Raw genomic sequence first — 19,629 nt, 5'->3', positions numbered from 1 at the left:
TCGATTCGTTCCATCGCCGCCTTCGACTTGTTCGGCCTCGACTACCTGCGAGCTGTGAAAGCTTCGCCATGATCGACTCTACGTCATGAGCACCCTGCAACCACCCATCGTCGGAGCCATCGAAGCCGGAGGCACGAAGTTCGTGTGTGCGGTCGGTCGTGGACCGGGCGCAGACATTTTCGCGCGGACGCGCTTCTCCACGGGCGATGATCCGGTGCGGTTGATGCACCAGGTCACCGACTGGTTGTTAGAGCAGCAGGATGGTCACGGTCCGCTGGCGGCACTCGGCGTGGCAACATTCGGCCCGGTGGATCTCGACGAGCGGTCTTCGACGCATGGCTTCATTACCACGACGCCGAAGCCAGGCTGGCAACAGGCGGACATCCTGGGGCCGCTGCGTCAGGCGTTCCCCGGCGTGCCGACTGGCTTCGATACCGATGTGAATGGAGCGGGGCTCGGCGAATCACGCTGGGGTGCGGCATCCGGGCTGGAGGATTTCATCTATGTGACCGCGGGCACGGGCATCGGTGGCGGTGGCATGGCGCGCGGGCGGCTGCTGCACGGGCTGGTGCATCCCGAAATGGGCCACATGGGGCTGCCGTGCATCGATGGCGATGACTTCGAAGGCGCGTGTCCGTTCCATGGGCGCTGCTGGGAGGGCCTGTGCTCCGGGCCGGCCATTGCCAAGCGGACCGGCATGCCTGCCGAATCCCTGCCGCCGGATCACCCGGCATGGGATCTAACAATCCGCTACATGGCGCACGCGTTGGTAAATCTCACCTGTGTGCTTTCCCCGCGAAAGATCATCCTCGGCGGCAGCGTTCGGAAGGCAGGCCGCCTCGGAGAAGAGGCGTTCTTCGAAAAGCTTCGCATTGCCTTTCGCGAGATCCTCGCTGGCTACATCGCCTCGCCGGATCTCGATGCACCCGGAATCCGGAACTTCATTGTTCCGCCGGTCCTCGACGACGATGCGGGCGTGTGCGGTGCCATCGCACTTGCCCAGGCATCCATCAAAGACAACGGCCAGGAAAGGTCGCGTCGCTCCCCCCAGTTCCTAAACCAACCATCCATTCCGTGAGACACTTGCTCAAGACCACCGCCCTGCTGGCGACATTCGGCCCGCGGGCCTTCGCTGCGCCCGAGATCGTCCTCGCCGACTTTGAAAAGAGCACTTACGAGCCATGGTCGGTGACCGGCGAGGCCTTTGGACCCGGCCCCGCACAAGGCGCGCTGCCGGGACAGATGGGAGTCGATGGCTTCCATGGCAAGGGTCTGGTGAACACGTTCTCCAATGGCGACGACACGACCGGCACGCTGACTTCGCCTGAGTTTCGCATCGAGCGGAAGTTCATCGGCTTCCTACTCGGTGGCGGCAAGAACGAGCAAGCACTCGCGCTGCAGTTGTTAGTAGATGGCAAGGTGGTGCGCAGCGCCACCGGCACCAACAACCAGCCCGGTGGCAGCGAAACACTCCAGCAAGATTCATGGGATGTGTCCGATCTTGCCGGGAAGAAGGCGGTGCTGAAGATCGTCGATGATGCGAAGGGCGGCTGGGGGCATCTCACCGTGGACCACATCGTCCAGACCGACACCCGGCCGAAGGGCATGGTCAGCGGGGCCGAGCGTTCGTTCGCCGCGACCACCCGCTACCTGAACATCCCGATCAAGAATGGCGCGCCGAAGCGCGTGGTCACGTTGCTGGTGGATGGCAAGCCGGTTGTTAGGAACGACATCGAGCTGGCTGACGGAGCGGCCGACTGGTGGGCCCCGATGGATGTGAGTGAGTGGAAGGGCAAGAAGCTCACGTTGCGGGTGGACAAGTTGCACGAGGACTCGAAGGCGCTCGTCGCCATCGACCCGGCCAACGAGATCAAGAATTCCGACAACCTCTATGAGGAGCCATTGCGCGGACAGTTCCACTTTTCGCCGAAGCGCGGCTGGAACAACGACCCGAACGGCATGGTCTTCTACAACGGTGAGTATCACCTGTTCTTCCAGCACAATCCCTATGGATGGGGCTGGGGGAACATGCACTGGGGCCACGCGGTGAGCAAGGACCTGGTCCATTGGGAAGAGCTGTCGCCGAAGCTGCTGCCGGATGACATGGGGCCGATGTTCAGTGGCGGCGCGGTCGTGGACTGGAAGAACACCAGCGGCTTCGGCAAGGACGGCAAGCCACCGATGGTGCTGTTCTACACCGCCTCCGGAAATCCGACCGTGCAGGGCATGGCCTACAGCAACGATGGCCGTCACTTCACAAAGTATGAGGGCAATCCGATCCTGAAGGAGATCACTCCCGGCAACCGCGACCCGAAGGTCGTGTGGCATGAGCCGACGAAACAGTGGGTGATGTTGCTGTGGGTCGAGGTGGACCGCGCGAATACGATGCAGTTCTTCACTTCGCCGAATCTAAAAGAATGGACATTCGCCAGTCGCACCGATGGCTTTTTCGAATGTCCCGAGTTCTTCGAGGCGCCGATGGAAGGGGATGAGTCTAACAAGAAGTGGGTGCTGATGGGCGCGAGCAGCGACTACCGCATCGGCAGCTTCGATGGGAAGACCTTCACGCCCGAGACGCCGATGCTGCCGGGTCAGCGGGGCAAGGACTTCTACGCGGCGCAGGCCTTCACCAATGAGCCGGATGGCCGTCACATCCTGATCGGCTGGTGGCGCACGGAGACCCGGGGCATGCCCTTCAACCAATCGATGTCCATTCCGCTGGACCTGCACCTTATTAAGACCGCCGAAGGGCCGCGCATGACCTTCACTCCGGTGAAGGAACTCGAAGTGCTGCGCGCCAAGTCCCATCGCATCCAGCCGCTCTCGCTCAAGCCCGGCGACAAGAATCCGCTCGATGAGATCCGCGCGGAGCTCGTGGAAGTGCGAGCGGAGTTCGAGCCCGGTGATGCCGACGAGGTCGTCTTCAACATTCGCGACGCCATGGTGATCTACGATGCGAAGAAGCAGGAGCTCAGTGTGAATGGTCACCGCGCCCCGGCACCGCTCATTGATGGCAAGCAGCGCCTCACCATCTTCTGCGACCGGATTGGGATCGAGGCCTTCGCCAGCGATGGGCTTTGCTTCCTGCCGCTGCCCTTCAACACAAAGGGTGAGAACCGCCGCCTCTACCTAGAGACCCGCGGCGGCGAGGCGAAGATCACGTCGCTGGAAGTGCACGAGCTATGCTCGGCGTGGAAGAAGAAGTAGGGCTTCGCGATTCATCTGACCTTTTACCAAGCCCGGCACGCACCCTGTGCCGGGCGTTGTGTTGTAGCTCCGGAGCGTCAATCACTTCCCATACGCGCCGCACGATTCCCGCACGACCAAGCTGCCATTCAGCCGGATGCCGCGGGCGGGGAGCGATGGGTCCTGGATGCGGTCGAGCATCGCACGGAAGGCGGAGATGGCGATCTCCTGGCAGGGTTGGCGGATGGTGGTCAGGGGGGGGGAGACGAGGCTGGCGAAACTTGCGTCGTCGAAGCCGGTCACCCGCACATCCCCCGGCACCGACACGCCGATTTTGGCGAGGGTGCGCACCAGCAGGGCGGCGGTGTGGTCGTTGCCGCAGACGATTGCGTCCGGGCGTGAGGACATGATCTTGTTGGCGAAGACGGCATCGCTGGCTTCCCCGCGCTCGGCCTTGAGAAAGCACTCGCTGTCGCCGAACTGGCTGACCGCCTTCCACAGGCCGGTGTAGCGCGCGTCGATGGTGGAGGCGGAGAGTGGCCGCGCGACGTGGACGAAGCGGGTGCAGCCGAGCTTCATGAGATGGCGGCCCATCAGGAAGCCACCGCCGGCATTGTCCACGCCGACCAGATCGAATTCGCTGCGTTCGGGGTAGGCCACGATGTCGTGGTCGACGAGGACCACGGGAATGCCCGCGTCGCGGAAGCGCTTCACCATCCGTAGGTTCGCCTCGTAGCCGCCTTTAACGAATTCGTAGGGCGAGAAGAAGACGCCATCGACGCGGTTCTCGATGAATTGCTGGCACAGCTCCTCGCCGTGCTCGAGGCGGGTGTCGGCATCGAGCTGGGGCAAGGTCGAGCCGCCCCACACCAGGCTGTATTCATGGTGCCGGGCCAAACTTGCCAAGTGGCCGGCGATGAGCTGGAAAATCTCGGTGTGCCCGAAGTGCGGCATCAGCAAGGCCAGCCGATGCGTTGAGATGGGCATCGAGGACTGGCTCGGCGGGCGCGCGTAGGTGCCGGAGCCGGTCTTGCGGATGACGAGGCCCTCGACGGTGAGGGTCCGCATGGCTTGGGCCACGGTCGGTCGCGAGACTCCGAAGCGTTCCATGAGCTTTGAATCGCTGGGCAGACGGCCTTCCTCGCCGTATTTGCCGGCCGCAATTTCCTTCCGCAGCTCGGCAGAGATGTCCTCATGCTTGGCAGGAGCGCGCGTGTTCATGTTGAGAACCTGTTTGGGTTGGGTTTGACAGAAAGAGCGGCGATGGGCGGGAGCCTGTCAATCTACGGCTGACAACCTGCCATGGCAGGTTCGTTGGTGCCAGCTTCAAGATGGCTTGAATCGGGCCCGAGCGCGTGAACAGCTCCCGCTCAAGCGATTGGAGGAAAAGGTGGTCATGATGGCTTACCGATCTGACAGGACAGGTATCGCTATCAGAACAGGGGTTGCCGGTTGCCGCAGGCCGAAGTTCGCGCCTGCTTGACGGGAAACCCTGCCTTGATCGGATGATTTGTCGTACCGTCCTGTGTTGTCTTCTCCTGTCCGCACTCCCGTCCGCCGCGGCGTCCGAGCCGGTGCCCTTGTTTCCCAATTCGGACTTTGAGGCTGGGACACTGGCGAACTGGACTGCCTCGGGTACGGCCTTCACCCGCCAGCCGACCTATGGCGACAACACGGCAGCCCGTGGGAACGTGCCTTGCGGCATGCAGGGCAGCTATTGGATCGGCACCTTCGAGAACTACGACGGGGTCACCGGCGCGCCCGGCAATACCCGCGGCGACAGCCCGACCGGAACACTGACCTCGCAGCCCTTCACCATCCAGAAGCGCTACATCACCTTCCTCATGGGAGGTGGAAATCATCCCGGGGTCACCGGCGTGAAGCTGGTGTGCGAGGACGTGGACTATCCCATCTCGAGCGGCTTCAACAGCGAGTCGATGGCGCCCGTTTCCTTCGACGCCCAAGCACTGGTGGGAAAGACCGCGACGCTGGTGATCTTCGACCAGGCGACCGGCGGGTGGGGGCACATCAATGCCGACAATTTCCAAGCGAGCGATGAACCCACGCCGACCGGCTTCCGGCTGACGCCCGGCATTCCCGCCGCCGATTCCCCGGCGATCGGCTACGACCAGGCACTGCGCCCGCAGTTTCACTTCACCTCGCGCCGCAACTGGCTGAACGACCCGAACGGGATGGTCTTCGATGGAGAGCACTATCACCTGTTCTTCCAACACAATCCCCTCGGCACCGGCTGGGGGAACATGACGTGGGGTCACGCGATGAGCACCGACATGGTCCACTGGCGGCAGGTCGACCACGCCCTGCTGCCCTATCAGGTCGAGGGTCGCAGCGGCACGATCTACTCGGGCAGTGCGGTGGTGGATCACAACAACAGCCTCGGCCTGCAGGTGAGCTCGCGAAAGACGCTGGCCGCCTTCTTCACCTACGCCCATGAGCCGTTCTATCAGGCGCTCGCCCATAGCACCGATGGCGGCGTGACCTGGGACTACCACGACTATGGAAGGGCGGTGGTGCCGAACCAGGGCTTCGACTCCGGCGAGCGCGATCCCAAGGTCTTCTGGCACGAGGCGTCGCAGAAGTGGGTGATGGTGCTATGGGTGCAGAACAACCCCGGACGGGTCCGCTTCTTTACTTCGACGAATCTGAAGGACTGGGCCTTCGCGTCCGACCTGTTGCGGAGCTGGGCCTTCGAGTGCATGGACATGTTCCCGCTGCCGGTGGATGGAAATCCCGCGCAGACGAAGTGGGTGATCTATGACGCGAGCTTCGACTACGAGATCGGGAGCTTCAATGGCACCGAGTTCGAGACGGAGGCGGGGCCCTTCAAAGCCAGCCACGGGAGCTTCTATGCGGCGCAGTGTTTCAATCAGGCGCCGGACGGCCGGGTGGTGCAGGTCGGCTGGATGAATGGCGGGCCGAATTCCGCGTCCGCCTATGGCGTGCCCTTCAACCAGCAGATGGCGTTTCCCTGTGACCTGACGCTGCGCACCACACCGGACGGCGTGCGACTCTGCGTCAATCCGGTTCCCGAGATTTCCTCCCTGGTCACCTCCACCCACCAGGTCGCCGGTCAACCGCTCACCTCAAGCAACCTGCTGGCCGGGATCGGCGGCCTGGATCTTGTCGATCTGTCGATGGAATTCGAGCCGGGAACCGCGACGCAGGTCGTCATCGATCTGCCCCGCACGACCGTGCGCTACAATGTCTCTAACAGCACGCTGACCTTTACCGATCTGAACGGAAACGCGAGCACGCTGGTCGACGGAGCCGTCGCGCCCCGGGCTGGCCGGGTCAAGCTGCGGCTTCTGCTCGATCGACTGAGCCTGGAGGGTTATGTATTCGATGGCGAAAAGTTTGGCTCGCACTACCTCAATCCGAACAACGGCAGCGCGACGCCGTCGATTCACTCGGTGGGAGGACAAGGCTGGGTGCATTCGCTCTCCGTGAAGAAGCTGGGGTCCTCGTGGACGCCGGAGACGCCGCTATCGACGACGGTCACTAATCCGGGTTTTGAAGACGGCATCCCCATCGGCGGTACTTCTAGCAGCACGGTGCCGGGCTGGACGACGTTCGGCGATTGGGCGGATGCCGCGGGGCGCTGGGACGACAGCGGTAATGCTCTCACCCAGGCTGCTGGCTTTCCCGATTTCACCGGGCTGGGCGCGGCTTCCTTGAGGGCGAGGAACGCCGGGATCGAAGATTGCGCCGGCATGTTCCAATCGTTGGGCCATGTCGCGCTCGCGGACATCGGCAAGACCTTCACGCTGGGTGCCGATCTCGGTGCGAGGATTACCGATGGGCCGGGGAACTACTCACATGCCGGCGAGCTGACCGTGTCCTTCCGCAAGGGTGTGACCAGTAGTGTGCCGGGTGATGGCGGGACGTTGTTAGGGACGGCGGGCACGCGCACGATCACCGCGGATGATGCTGCCTTGCCGTCGTTGGCGAGCGTGGTGCCCGCGAGGTTTACGGCGGTGTTCACGCCGGGAATCGAAGACGTGGGGACGGAGGTCTTCGCCGTGATCGACCTGAAAAATCTCTCCGCGAGCGCAAGCGCGATGAATGGGGAGAAGCAGTACCTGGCGGATAACGTGACGCTGTCCACCGAGGCACCTCCGCTGCCGTCCGGCGCGTTGGCTTACGAGGGCTTTGACTATGGGAGCGGCTCGTCCTCACTGAGTGGTCGCGATGGCGGGCACGGCTGGGCGGCACCGTGGGCGACGGTGAACAACGGCAGTGCCGACGTGGTGGCTGGCAGTCTCGCTGCGGGAGCGAGGGCACCGGCGGGCTTCGATGTCGAATCCACCGGCAACAAATGCCATCTTCCCAATGACCGGCGTGTCGGGCGGTTCCTCGACACCAGTCCCGACGGACCCTTCGGGGCTCGCGGCCTGGTCGATGCCAACGGTCGCATCGGAAAGGATGGGAGTACCGTTTACCTTTCGTTTCTCCAGCAGCCGAACGGCACCAGCTACTTCTACGAATTCGAGATTCACCGGGGAGATCCTGGAGACGCAGGGCGCATCGCAGGCATTGGCAATGACCAGCCGGGCGACAACGTCAACCTTCGTGCACCTAACAGCAGCCACACCGTGATCGGGGCGGGAGATGCGAATGTGAATTTTTACGTCGTGCGGATCGACTACAAGTCGGGTGCCGACGACGTCCGTGTCTACCGCAATCCGACCTCGGCCACCGAGCCCGGTGTGCCGACGCTGAGCCGCCTAAACGCGACGGACATGTCCTTCGACGGGATCTCGTTCGGAGCCTTCGTGAACGGTCTCACCGTGATGCATGACGAGATCCGCATTGGCACCGCGTGGGCCGATGTGATCGCCGAAGATCCCTACGTCACGTGGGTGAGGGAGAGCGGATTGGCAGGAGCGGGTGGAGCCAACACGGGCTTCGATGCCGATCCTGATCACGATGCCATCCCTAACGGCCTCGAGTGGCTCCTTGATGGAGATCCGCTCGCCTTTGACGAAGCTTCCTCGTGGTCCGCTACTGCGGAAGATGGACTCACGCTGACGTTTGATCGAAACGCGGATGCGGCAGCGCATGCCGACTTGTTCGTCCAGTGGGCTACGACACTCGACGGCGAATGGATCGACGTGCCGATCCAGCAGAGCGGCGGCACTTATGCGAATGGTGTCGTCGTTAGCACCCAAGCAAACACGGTCACGGTTCACGTGCCCGGTCACAACGCGGATCGGGGCAAGCTGTTTGCCCGGCTGCGAGCCGTTGGACAATGCGGCCTCTTGGCTGAAATCGGTAATGATCACTGGCAAAAGCTGACAAGACAGGAATGAGCGAAGGTCGCGGCTTTGCCGTTGTTGTCATCCCCTGCAACTGGATAGCCAAGGATTACTCGAATGGCGAAAACGGCAGATCCGCTCCGGATCAACCCAGCCGATTCAACCTCTCCCAAGCGAGAACCCAGGTATAAAACCCATGAAACGACCCTACCCCTATATCTTCAGGAATTGTGCCCTGATACTGGCAGGATGGTTGGCTCCCCTCGGATCGCAGGCCGCGCAGATGGCCTACGAGGGATTCGACTATTCCACCGGCACCGGTAATCTAACAGGCCTGAGCGGCGGCTTCGGCTGGAACGGAAACTGGCAAACCGTTAACAACGGCAGTGCCGACATCGTCGCCGCCAGTCTGGCCGCAGGTGCCAGCTCGCCGTCCGGATACGATGCGCTTTCCACCGGCAACAGTTGCCTCCTGCCAAATGACCGGCGGGTCGGCCGCTTGCTCAATACGTCCACCAACGGTCCGTTCGGAGCCCGCGGTTTCCGCGATGGCAATGGGCGGATCGGAGCCGATGGGACGACGCTCTACCTGAGCTTCATGCAGAGGCCGAATGGGACTGGCTCGTACTACGAGTTCGAGTTCCATCGGGACAACCTCGGAGACGGCGGGCGAATTGGTGGCATCGGTAATGACCAGGGCGGTGCCAATGTACATCTCCGCGCTCCCAATGGCACCCACACCTTCATCGGAGCGGGAAACACCAATGTGAATTTCTACGTGGTGCGCATCGACTTCAAGGCGGGCAACGACGATGTCTACGTCTATCAGAATCCGACCTCCGCGACGGAGCCGGCTCCCACGTTGATGAAGCTGGCGGCCGCTGACATGTCGTTCAATGGCGTTTCCTTCGGGGCCTTCGGCGGCGGCGGGCGCACCGTGGCTCACGATGAGGTCCGCTTCGGTCAGACCTGGACGGATGTCACCATCCCCACGCTGGCCCAGGCGGTCTTCGTTACCCAGCCGCGGGCATCCACTACCGTCTTCACCGGCGGCTCGGTCAGTTTGAGCGCGGTGGCAAATGCTTATCCGCCTCCCACCTACCAGTGGTATCATGGGGTGATTCTTCTTTCCGGGCAAACCAGCTCGACGCTCACCTTGAACAACGTGCAGCCGGGAGATGCGGGCGACTACCACGTCGTCGCCACGAATTCGCAAGGGGCGGTCCCAAGTGGCAACGGGACCGTGGTCGTGCTGACGACTCCACCGGGGCTGCTCGCGTATGAGGGATTCGACTACGATACCGGAGCGTCTAACATGAACGGGAAAGCCGGCGGCCTCGGTTGGGGTGCCGCGTGGACGCCCGTCGACGGAGGTGGCGGAAATGTCCAGAGCGGCAACCTGGCGGCCGGCACCAATGCCCCCAACGGCTATGACGCGCAGTCGCTGGCCAACAGCTCCTTCATCCCGAATAACAAACGCGACGGGCGCCTGCTCGATACGACTCCTGGAGGCCGCTTTGGCAGCGCCGGCTACGTCGACACCAATGGCAACATCGGTGCGGATAGCAAGACGCTCTATCTGAGCTTCCTGCAGCAGCCGGATGGGACGAGCTTCTTCTACGAGTTCGAGTTTCACCGGGGCAACCTCGGGGATCCAGGCCGGATCGCGGGGATCGGCAATGACACCGGCGGCGCGGTCGTCAACCTGCGGACTCCTCTCAACACCCCTACATTCATCGGCCCCGGCAGCACGGGCGTGAACTTCTACGTGGTGCGCATCGATTTCAAAGCAGGCGACGACGAGATCCGGATCTATCAGAATCCGCTGTCTGCCACCGAGCCGGCGACGGCCACGGTGCTCAAGACGAACGGCGGGGACCTGTCGTTCAATGGTCTTTCCGTCGCCGCTTTCGTCAATGGCCGCACGGTAAAGCACGATGAAATCCGGCTCGGTCAAAATTGGTCCGACGTGGTCTTTGGCACCAGCCGCCGCAACCTGACCTGGGTCGGTGATGGCACCACCAACGCGTGGGACTTTGCCACCAACAATTGGAACGACGGCGTGGCTGCCACCGCCTTCGCCGACGGCGACCCGGTGACCTTCAACGACAATGGATCGGCCGCTCCCGCGGTGAACGTGACGACCAATGTCGCCACGGCATCGCTCACCGTTGATAACTCCACCAACAACTACACCTTTGGTGGGACGGGCTCGATCGCTTCTTCGGGCGGCCTGCACAAGCTTGGCAGTGCCTCGCTCACGCTAACGGCACCGGCATCGTTCGGAAGTTCGGTCCTCCTCGACGCCGGTGATGTCGCCCTGAACGGGACATCCACGGCTTCCGGGAACCTCGTGCTCGGCGCTGGCTCGGGTACCCTCACCCTGGGTGGAAACAACGCCTTCAACGGCAGCCTGCTCGACTCGGGTTTCGGCGACCGTGTCTTTAGCGGGACCAACACCTTCACTGGCCTATCGACGAGCAGTGGAAACCTCACCTTCAGCGGAACCACGAACTTCACCGGCAGTGGGGCCGTGCTGTTCTTTGGCAATCTTGCGGGTGCGAATGCCTCGGTGACCATCGAACCAGGTGCCGTCATCAACATCACCGGCGCCTACAACGATGCGTGGGTCGTCGGCCGTGACGGTGGCACGGCGTCGGTGGTCCAGAACGGTGGCACCGTGACCTACAATCCGTCCAACCGCGGGGAGGCCTTCATCGGTGCCAGTGGGAACAATACCGGCACCGCTCCCACCTACGAGATGAAGGGAGGCATTCTCGACATGAGCAACAAGCGCCTCGGCATCGCCCTCGGGGGAAGTGCGGCGGGTGTCACCGCCGTCTTCACCCAGACCGGCGGCTCCGTCCTCGTGCGCCAGCTTGATCTGGGGGCCAACCTCGCCTTTGGCGACGCGACCTACACGCTTGAGAGCGGCACCCTCACCATCGGTGCCGGAGGCATCACCACGGCCACCGGGTCCACCGAGCTCTATACGCTCGACCTCGGCGGCGGCACCGTGATTGCCGCGGATAACTGGAACTCGACGTTGGAGATGACCCTCACCGATATCAACGGCGACACGACCTTTGATACGGCCGCACATGCGGTCCGGCTCTCCGGGGCTATCGACGGCACCGGCGGTCTGGTGAAAAACGGGACAGGTGCCCTGACCCTGACCGGCCTCAACACCTACGGGGGACCGACCCAGGTCAATGCCGGCACGCTCGGCGGAGCGCGCACCAGCGACAATTCGCCGCTGACCGTCGCGTCCGGCGCCACCCTGGCTCCCGGCGATTTGTTCACCGATACCTTCGCTGCGCCTTCGGCGGTTCTCGCGAGCGGTTCGACGTTCCATGTGAAGATCGACAACGACCTTGATGCTGCCGACCAGCTCCAGACGATCGGTGCGACGACCATCACCGGCGCGAACCTCACCTTCAGCGAGATCGGTGCCGGCGTCGTCCCGTCGGGCACCCAGGTGGTGATCGTCGATGCCTTGGGCGGACTGACCGGGACCTTCGCCGGCCTGCCGGAAGGTTCGCCGGTCGACTCGGGGGTCAATACCTTCACCATTCACTACAGCGCGACCCAGGTGACGCTCACTTCGACCTCGGTGGACAATCCGTATGTCACGTGGGCGACCACCAACGGTCTCGACGGCATCGATGGACGGGATCCGGCATTCGAAGCGGACCCGGATTTCGATGGCATCGCGAATGGCCTGGAGTGGGTGCTGGGAGGCGATCCGCTGGCATCGGACAGCTCGGCGCTCTACGCCGCCACCGGCGATGCCACCAGCGGCATCACGCTTGAGTTCGACCGTGAGGAGACCTCGCTCGGAGCCGCCACCTTGCTCGTCCAATGGAACACCGACCTCGGCATCACTTGGACGGATGTTCCGATCGAAGCGGCCGGCGGAACCTATGCCAATGGCGTCACGGTCTCGATCGATACCGAGGCCACGCCGGACCACGTGACGGTCAATATCCCGGCCTCCAATGGTCCGGGTGGAAAACTGTTCGCGCGGATTGCCGTCACCGCGATCGCCCCTTGAGGGCTACTGCCGCCGTCCATCCAGCATCCGCGGGTGGGCGGCGGTGTTTTCGATTTTTCAAGCTGTGGGTCTTGGGCCACAGGGTCCTCTTTCCCGGAAGCCTCGGTTCACGCGGACTGCAGGTCGTCCTTTCGTTCGGTTGGGTTAGCCGGAAGATGGGAAGGCATGCTTGCCGGGGAAGGGGGCCTCAGCTTGGACAGAAGGCTTTTGTGATGGAACGCTGGCATCCTTCCGGCTCGGAGGAGATCGTGTGAATTATCCGCGAAGGAGCGTCTGCTGATTGCCGGAGTCCTTGTTTCGAGGGCAGAGTATGCAGCCACGCGATATTCTGTGTTCCTGATCCTCTGGCTTTTTTATCTTCTGTTCTACGCTTCCTCTGCTTGGGCGGTGCTATGGCTGCTATCGTGGCTGGATCACCGGTTCCAGCGGAAGTCACGGCGGGTTCAGGTTCTGGGCTGGAGATTCCTTGGCGCGGCGATGGGCCTCCTTGTCGCCTACTTCACCGTAATGGCGATCCGTAGGCCTCCCGAGTGGCGGTCGATCCTCTACGAGGAAATGTTCGACGCCTGCCGGGACGACAGCATGGTTCGGGCGCGGATTTGGTTATTGCTCGGTGCTAGCCCCGACGGGGCTTCGGACTACAATTCGGGGCCGCATGGGACGGAGTTCAGTTCCCATGTCCACACGGCTGCAACACGCAAGAATTGCCGGTTATTGCGCTTCCTGTTGGACAAGGGAGCGTCCCCAAACTTGGAGTGGGGAGACGGTAGCACGCCCATGACGTTCGCGATCCACGAGCGCAATGGCCCTGCCGTAAAACTGTTGCTTGCTGCGGGAGCGGACCCTCAACTAGCCATGAGGCACGCCAAGAATCTCAAGGCCGACGAACTGGTCCCGATCATCCTCCCTTTCCTGAGTGGTGAGTGACTCGCTCTATTGAACCTGCCTTCATCGGCGAGGCATTTTGATCGTCCTGCCACTCGACGAGAGCAGGCGGAATGATATGCTCCTCGGGTGGAAAAGGTGGTCATCAAGCGGACCTTGGAATCCGAGGGGATCTCACCCTTGATCCGAGATCCCAAGCTAGCCTTGGAGGTTTTCGCGGAGATCCTGGAACGTGGCGCATTTTTCTACCCCGACGCCGATGAAGCTACAAAAGGACATCCGCGAGTTTGTCGCATTGTTGCTCTCGCGGAAAGTTGAGTTCCGTTTGGTCGGCTAAGGAGCCTCGAGGCGGCAGTCGAGTTTCGGAAACGCTGCCGTCAGCCCGGTTTGGAGTGATGCGGCTGAGCGCGAGGGCGGGGGGCTTGGACGGATTTCAACCAATCCTACTTTTCCGATCGAATGATAGACGCTGACGAGGACGACACCTGTGCCGTCTTTCAACCGATACTCGTTCAGATCGTTGTAGAGCGGCTTGCCCGAAAGCTTCTGAATCCAGCGGTCGAAGGCGCTGACCTTCGAGCCGCGCAAGGCTCCGCTGATCTTCCGCTCGTCGATGACCGGCACGCTGGCGCTTGAGGCGAGCCGGCGGATCTCCTCGCTCACGGGAGCGAGCGCATAGGGGGAGAGTTGCTGGGAGCGGACCCATCCCCAGACGATGGCTGCCACCAGTGCCAGTGCGATCAGCGCGATGAAGGTTTTCTTCATGGTTTCCGGCCAGTCATAGGAGCGTCCCGGGGCATGGTCAAAACATCCTGCCGGGAAGCGGGCTTGTGGCAGGCCGCGGTCCCGTCTATGTCCCCGGCGCGATGACGGACGCGCTGCCGCCGCTGAACTACCCTGAGAGCCTGCCGGTCGTCGGCATGCACCGGGAAATCGTGGCCGCGATCCAGGCGCACCCCGTCGTCGTGGTGGTCAGCGAGACCGGCTCGGGAAAGACGACGCAGCTTCCGAAAATGGTCGCCGAGGCCTTGGCCGGCAGCAGGCGCATCATTGGCTGCACCCAGCCGCGGCGGATTGCCGCCGCAAGCGTCGCGAAACGCGTGGCGGAAGAACTGAAAGGCCCGCTGGGTGGCTTCGTGGGCTATCAGGTGCGCTTCGAGGACAAGACGTCGAAGGAGACCCGGATCAAGTTCATGACGGATGGCATCCTGCTCGCCGAGACTCAGGGTGATCCGGACCTGAAGCGATACGACGCGCTGATTCTCGACGAAGCGCACGAGCGCTCGCTCAACATCGACTTCCTGCTCGGCTACCTGAAGCGGCTGCTAGATCGGCGGAAGGATCTCAAGCTGGTCATCTCTTCCGCGACTCTCGATGCCGGTTCATTCGCCGCGTTCTTCAATGGAGCGCCCGTGCTGCAGGCCGAGGGCCGGACCTTCGGGGTGGAGGAATTCTTCCTGCCGCCGGATGAGGAGGAAGAGCTGATCCGCCATGTCCCGCGCGCGGTCGATTGGCTGACCGATGTCGATCCCATGGGTGACGTGCTCGTCTTCCTACCCGGGGAGCGCGAGATCCGCGAATGCGCCGACGCACTCGATGGCAGAAGGTACCGCAATACCGAGATCCTGCCGCTATTCGCCCGCCTTGGTCTTGGCGACCAGCAGCGCATCTTCTCTCCGGGTTCGAAGCGCCGTATCATCCTCGCCACGAATGTCGCGGAAACTTCCCTCACGATCCCGCGCATCGTCAGCGTGGTGGACAGCGGACTCGCCCGCGTCAGCCGCTGGAGTCCGGCGCGCGGTGTGCAGCGCTTGCAGATCGAGGAAGTCTCCCAAGCCAGTTCCCGCCAGCGGAAAGGCCGCTGCGGCCGCGTGCGCGAGGGCGTGTGCGTCCGGCTTTACTCGGAGGAGAATCTCTACGAGCGCGCGCCCTTCACCGATCCGGAGATCCGCCGCAGTTCGCTCGCCGGTGTGATCCTGCGGATGAAATCGCTCGGGCTGCCGGATATCGAGGACTTCCCCTTTCTCGACCCGCCGGCACCGAAGGCAATCTCCGAGGGTTATCGTACTTTGCGGGAAGTCGGCGCGCTGGACAGGGACAAGAACCTCACCGAATCCGGCCGGACGATGGCGCGCATGCCCGTCGATCCACGGTTGTCACGGATGCTGTTAGAGGCGCGGCACGAGCATTGCCTCGCGGAGATCCTGCCGGTCGTCGCGTTGCTGGAATCGAGCGATCCGAAGGAACGCCCGGCAGAAAAGCTCAAGCAGGCCGATGCCGCGCATGCCCGCTGGAAGGACGCCGACTCCGACTTTCGCGCGATCCTGCGGCTGTGGCTCGACCTGCAGCGATTCCGCGAAGGCCGTGGCTGGAAGCGCAACCAACTCCGGAAATTCTGCGGCGATTTCTTCCTCAGCTACCGCCGCGTCACCGAATGGGCGAACGTCCACGACGAGCTGAAGGAACTCGTCGTGCGTGAGCTGCGTTGGCAGATGAAGCCGGCACCGGAGACCGTTGAAAAAGGTGCATCTTATGAAGTCTTCCATCGCTCGTTGCTTGCCGGGGCTCCCCGGCAGTTCGGTTTGTGGGACCGCGAAGAGCGCGCCTACCGCAGCGCCTCCGGCGGGCACTTTGCGGTCTTTCCCGGCTCCGGTCTGTTCGGCGGCAAGCGCTGGGACTGGGTGATGGCGATGGAGCTGGTCGAGACCACGCGGCTGTGGGCGCGGCGTATCGCGCGCATCGATCCCGCGTGGGTCGAGCAGGTCGCCCCGCACCTGTGCACCAAGCGCTATGGCGATGGGCATTGGGACGACCAGCATGGTGCGGTTTATGCGAAGGAGACGGTTCTTTGTGGTGGGCTGCCCATCGTGGCCGGCCGCCGGGTCCACTACGGCCGCATCGATCCCGAAGGAGCGCGCAAGATTTTTGTTAGAGAAGGTCTGATGCAAGGCGGCGTGAAGGGGAAGTCCCGCGCCGCCGAACGACTCGTTGCCTTGAAGGAGGAGATTGAGGGCATCGAGCACAAGCTTCGTCGCCCCGGCGGCCTGTGGAGTGAGGAAGCGGTGATGGAGTTCTATGAGAGCCGCCTGCCGCAGGGCATGTGCACGGCGAAGGCCTTCCACGACTGGCGCGGCAAGCACGAGGACCAGATCCTCGCCAATCGTCAGGACGTGGTGTTGGAGGATCTCGAGTCCCTCGACCTTGAGGGGCATCCCGATTGGATTGAGCATGAGGGCGAGGAGTATGCGCTTTACTACCGTGCCGCGCCCGGCGAACGGGATGATGGCGTGACGCTCGGTGTTCACATCGACCAGCTTCCGAATCTTCCCGACTGGCTGCCATCGTGGGGCGTGCCGGGTGATCTGGAGTGGCGCGCGGAGTGGTTGATCCGCTCGCTGCCGAAGGATCTGCGCCGCGAGTGCCAGCCGGTCGCGGATGCCGCACGTGGCTTCGCCGATGAATGGCGCTACCGCGACAAGGATGCGTCGCTCGAAGTACGACTCGCGCAGTACTTGACCAAGTTCTCCGGCTTCACCGTCGAGCCCCTCAACTTCGACCTGGAGCGTTTGCCGGAAGAACTCGTGACCAAGATCTGGGTCTGCGACGACGAGGAGAACGAACTCGCCTTTGGCAAGGATGTGAAGGCGCTGCGGGCGAAGCTTGGCAAGGTGGTCAAAGACCGCTTCGAAGCCGCGGCCAATGCCGAGTGGGAACGTGCCGGGATGAAGGCATGGACGGAAGGCGACGTGCCGGAGCGCATCGAAACCACCGCCGGGCCAGCGTTTCCCGCGTTGGTCGATGAGGGCTCGAGCGTCGGTGTGCGGGCCTTTTCCAGGCAGGCTGAGGCGGCCGAGTCGCATCGCGCGGGCCAGGTGCGGCTACTGATGCTCGCACAGCCGGATCAGGTCGCTTACCTGAAGAAAAAGTATCCGCTCGGCCTGATGGCAAAGGTCGAGCTGCCGCGGATAGGCACATCGCTCGATGACCTCATCGGCCTCGCCGGCGAAGGGGCGTTGGGTGGCAAACGCTTTACTTCGCCGGTCGAGTTCACGGCGAAGTTGAAGGACGCGAAGGGCAAGTGGTTCGAGGCCGCCAACCTCATCGGCAAGTCGCTCGACGGCACCTTCGAGGCCATCGGTCCGGTACGGCAGTGGATTCACGAGAACGCGAAGGATCGCAATCTTTCCGCCGTCGCCGCCGACATCGAGGAAGAGCTCGCGTGGCTGCTGCGCTCGCGCTTCGCGTGGCGCGCCGGCTTCACCCGGATGAGAAGCCACGACCGATATCTGCGCGGCATCCGCTCGCGGCTCGGCCGGCTCACCAGCCTGCCGCTGGTGAAGGATCTCGAGAAGATGGAGCGCGTCCGGAAGTTCTGGCAGCCGTGGTTCATCGCGTGGACTGCCAAGCCGGAAGATCCGGGCCTGTGGGAATATGGGTGGCTGTTAGAGGAGTTCCGTCTCTCACTCTTCGCTCCCGACATCACGGTCGAGATGAAGGTTTCCGAGAAGCGTCTGGCTGAAGGCTTCTGAGGAGCGGCATCCCATGCGGGCACTGGGCCAGGCTCGTGGCTTGACCCCGGGAAGTGGTGGAGATGGAGTGATGGCATGCCCGCACAAAGCCCCCGCACGTTTATTGTTAGGAACTTGAAGTGGATCGCGGCAGGAGGTATCTGCCTTGCCGGACTGGCTTCGTGTGGCATGCCGGATGCGGACCGCATGAGTGTGCCGGTGAGCCGCACGGCTGGCGCGGTGGGGGTGAAGGCGTATTTTTTCACCGCACCGGATGGCTTCGGATTCGTGAAAGGCCAAGCTGAGCCGGGCGTGGCGGGCGTCTATCCGCGGGCGACCGGTGAGAAGCTGGCGGCATCGCTGTCCAAGCGGCGCGGTTTCGAACTGGTCAACCATGCCCCGCTGACCGCGACCGCAAAGCGCGGTGAGAAGCGCGAGGTGGAAGTGGTGCGGGAGTTCATCTATCCGACGGAATACCGGCCACCGGTGGTCGGGAAGGTGGTGGACGGCGAGATCCAATCGGTGACACCGGCGACGCCAACCTCGTTCGAGAAGAGGGATCTCGGCGTCGAGCTGGGCTACCGGGCGAGACCGGCGGCGGACGGGCGGATCGCACTCGAGTTTGACCTGAAGCGCAGTGCGTTCCTCGGCTTCGTGAACTACGGGACGCCGATCAAAACCAAGCGCAAGGGCGTGTTCCCGCGTGAGGTGACGCTTTCGGAAAACCGGATCGAGATGCCGGTCTTCGACGTGAGGCAGGTGACGCGGACGGTCTTGGTGAATGACGGGGATTTCATGGCGGTGGGCGGGATGATGCCAGCTGGTTCCCCGGAGGATCTGAAGTTTGAGAAGTGGAAGGGTGGCAGCCCGGAGTCATGCGGGAAGAATTTCGTCGCATTGATTCAGGTGAACGCGGTGGCGGCCGAGTGAGTTCCGCCCGTACGACCATTTCGGTCCGTGGAATCGGGCCTTGAGCGTATGTATTTCGGAAAAGTGTAATAACTGCCCTGGGCATCAATCGAGAACGGCATGGGGAAATTCCCCATTTTGAAAACTTTTCATGATCTTCTGATTTGCGAAAAGAGCGAACCCAGTCGATAGAAGCCCTCCGGATAAACCGGGCCGCAAACCTCGACATGCATCGACCGAGACATTCCGAAGTGATCGTGAAGGTGAAATTGGCCGCCCTGCTGCTCTGTCTCAGCAGGCTGCTGATTCCGGTCGCGGTGGCGATGTCGATCACGGCGGTGTTGTCGGGAGAGGTCCGGTATTCGAAGATTGCCCTGGCGATCGGTGCCTCGGCGGCGGTGCTGGCGGTGTTGCAGTGGATCTTTGCCTCCGGCGGCAAGTGCCCGCTATGTGCGATGCCCGTGCTTTCCCGGAAGGGTTGCTCGAAGCACCGGAATGCTCGCTGCGTGGCGGGCAGCCATCGTTTCCCGGTGGCATTCGGCGTGTTATTCAAGGGACATTTCCGCTGCCCCTACTGCAACGAGCCGACCCTGCTGGAGTTGAAGGCGACGAGCCGGCGGTCGTGAGCGGTGGGTTGCCGAGAGGCACCCGCGACACGCCTGGAGAAAGATAAGAGTTGATGAAAGATCCGGGACAAATGGGTCGGCGATTCTTCACCGGGTATCCCATGTAAAGACATGGTAGTGGATTGTGCTGGGTCAGCGTAGCCGGTGAAGCGCGGACGCGACGGGATCGCAAGAGCCTCGGAAGG

General features: G+C 62.8%; 10 protein-coding genes. 8 read left to right on the top strand and 2 right to left on the bottom strand.

The window, feature by feature from the left end; all coding sequences use genetic code 11:
- Positions 1–85 precede the first annotated feature (85 nt).
- The gene (locus tag OKA05_RS28420) at positions 86–1,078 is read left to right on the top strand and encodes an ROK family protein (protein WP_264490613.1); all 993 of its coding nucleotides are present in this window, start codon (positions 86–88) and stop codon (positions 1,076–1,078) included.
- Positions 1,075–3,207, top strand: a complete 2,133-nt coding sequence (locus OKA05_RS28415; protein ID WP_264490612.1) for a glycoside hydrolase family 32 protein — start codon at positions 1,075–1,077, stop codon at positions 3,205–3,207. The genes OKA05_RS28420 and OKA05_RS28415 overlap by 4 nt, the downstream gene beginning before the upstream one ends.
- Before the next feature lie 81 nt (positions 3,208–3,288).
- On the opposite strand, the gene OKA05_RS28410 is transcribed toward OKA05_RS28415, so the two are convergent.
- Entirely contained in the window at positions 3,289–4,407 is a 1,119-nt protein-coding gene (locus OKA05_RS28410; RefSeq protein ID WP_264490611.1) for a GntR family transcriptional regulator, read from the bottom strand.
- A gap of 284 nt (positions 4,408–4,691) precedes the next feature.
- On the opposite strand from OKA05_RS28410, the gene OKA05_RS28405 reads away from it, so the two are divergent.
- The 3 genes from OKA05_RS28405 (at position 4,692) to OKA05_RS28395 (ending at position 13,443) form a co-directional block, all read left to right on the top strand.
- Entirely contained in the window at positions 4,692–8,516 is a 3,825-nt protein-coding gene (locus OKA05_RS28405; RefSeq protein WP_264490610.1) for a glycoside hydrolase family 32 protein, read from the top strand.
- Between the two features lie 142 nt (positions 8,517–8,658).
- Positions 8,659–12,516 carry a beta strand repeat-containing protein gene (locus OKA05_RS28400; RefSeq protein ID WP_264490609.1) on the top strand — a complete coding sequence of 1,286 codons (3,858 nt, stop codon included), beginning with the start codon at positions 8,659–8,661 and terminating at the stop codon, positions 12,514–12,516.
- Positions 12,517–12,846: 330 nt separating this feature from the next.
- Positions 12,847–13,443 carry an ankyrin repeat domain-containing protein gene (locus OKA05_RS28395; protein ID WP_264490608.1) on the top strand — a complete coding sequence of 199 codons (597 nt, stop codon included), beginning with the start codon at positions 12,847–12,849 and terminating at the stop codon, positions 13,441–13,443.
- 291 nt (positions 13,444–13,734) lie between these two features.
- Here the strand turns inward: OKA05_RS28395 and OKA05_RS28390 are convergent, their stop codons facing one another.
- On the bottom strand, positions 13,735–14,166 hold the full coding sequence (locus OKA05_RS28390; RefSeq protein WP_264490607.1) for a hypothetical protein: 432 nt from the start codon (positions 14,164–14,166) through the stop codon (positions 13,735–13,737).
- A gap of 101 nt (positions 14,167–14,267) precedes the next feature.
- Here OKA05_RS28390 and hrpA point away from each other — a divergent pair, with 101 nt between their 5' ends.
- From hrpA to OKA05_RS28375, 3 genes are all read left to right on the top strand, one after another.
- A complete protein-coding gene (gene hrpA / locus OKA05_RS28385; RefSeq protein WP_264490606.1) occupies positions 14,268–17,930 on the top strand; it encodes an ATP-dependent RNA helicase HrpA in 3,663 nt (1,220 codons plus the stop codon).
- 75 nt (positions 17,931–18,005) lie between these two features.
- Positions 18,006–18,839, top strand: coding sequence for a type II and III secretion system protein (locus OKA05_RS28380; RefSeq protein WP_264490605.1), 834 nt, complete (start codon positions 18,006–18,008; stop codon positions 18,837–18,839).
- Between the two features lie 206 nt (positions 18,840–19,045).
- On the top strand, positions 19,046–19,444 hold the full coding sequence (locus OKA05_RS28375; protein WP_264490604.1) for a hypothetical protein: 399 nt from the start codon (positions 19,046–19,048) through the stop codon (positions 19,442–19,444).
- Positions 19,445–19,629: the final 185 nt, after the last annotated feature.

Origin of the sequence: Luteolibacter arcticus (assembly GCF_025950235.1) — a bacterium.
Classification (GTDB): Bacteria; Verrucomicrobiota; Verrucomicrobiia; order Verrucomicrobiales; family Akkermansiaceae; genus Haloferula; species Haloferula arctica.
This window is presented reverse-complemented; position numbering and strand designations above follow the sequence as displayed.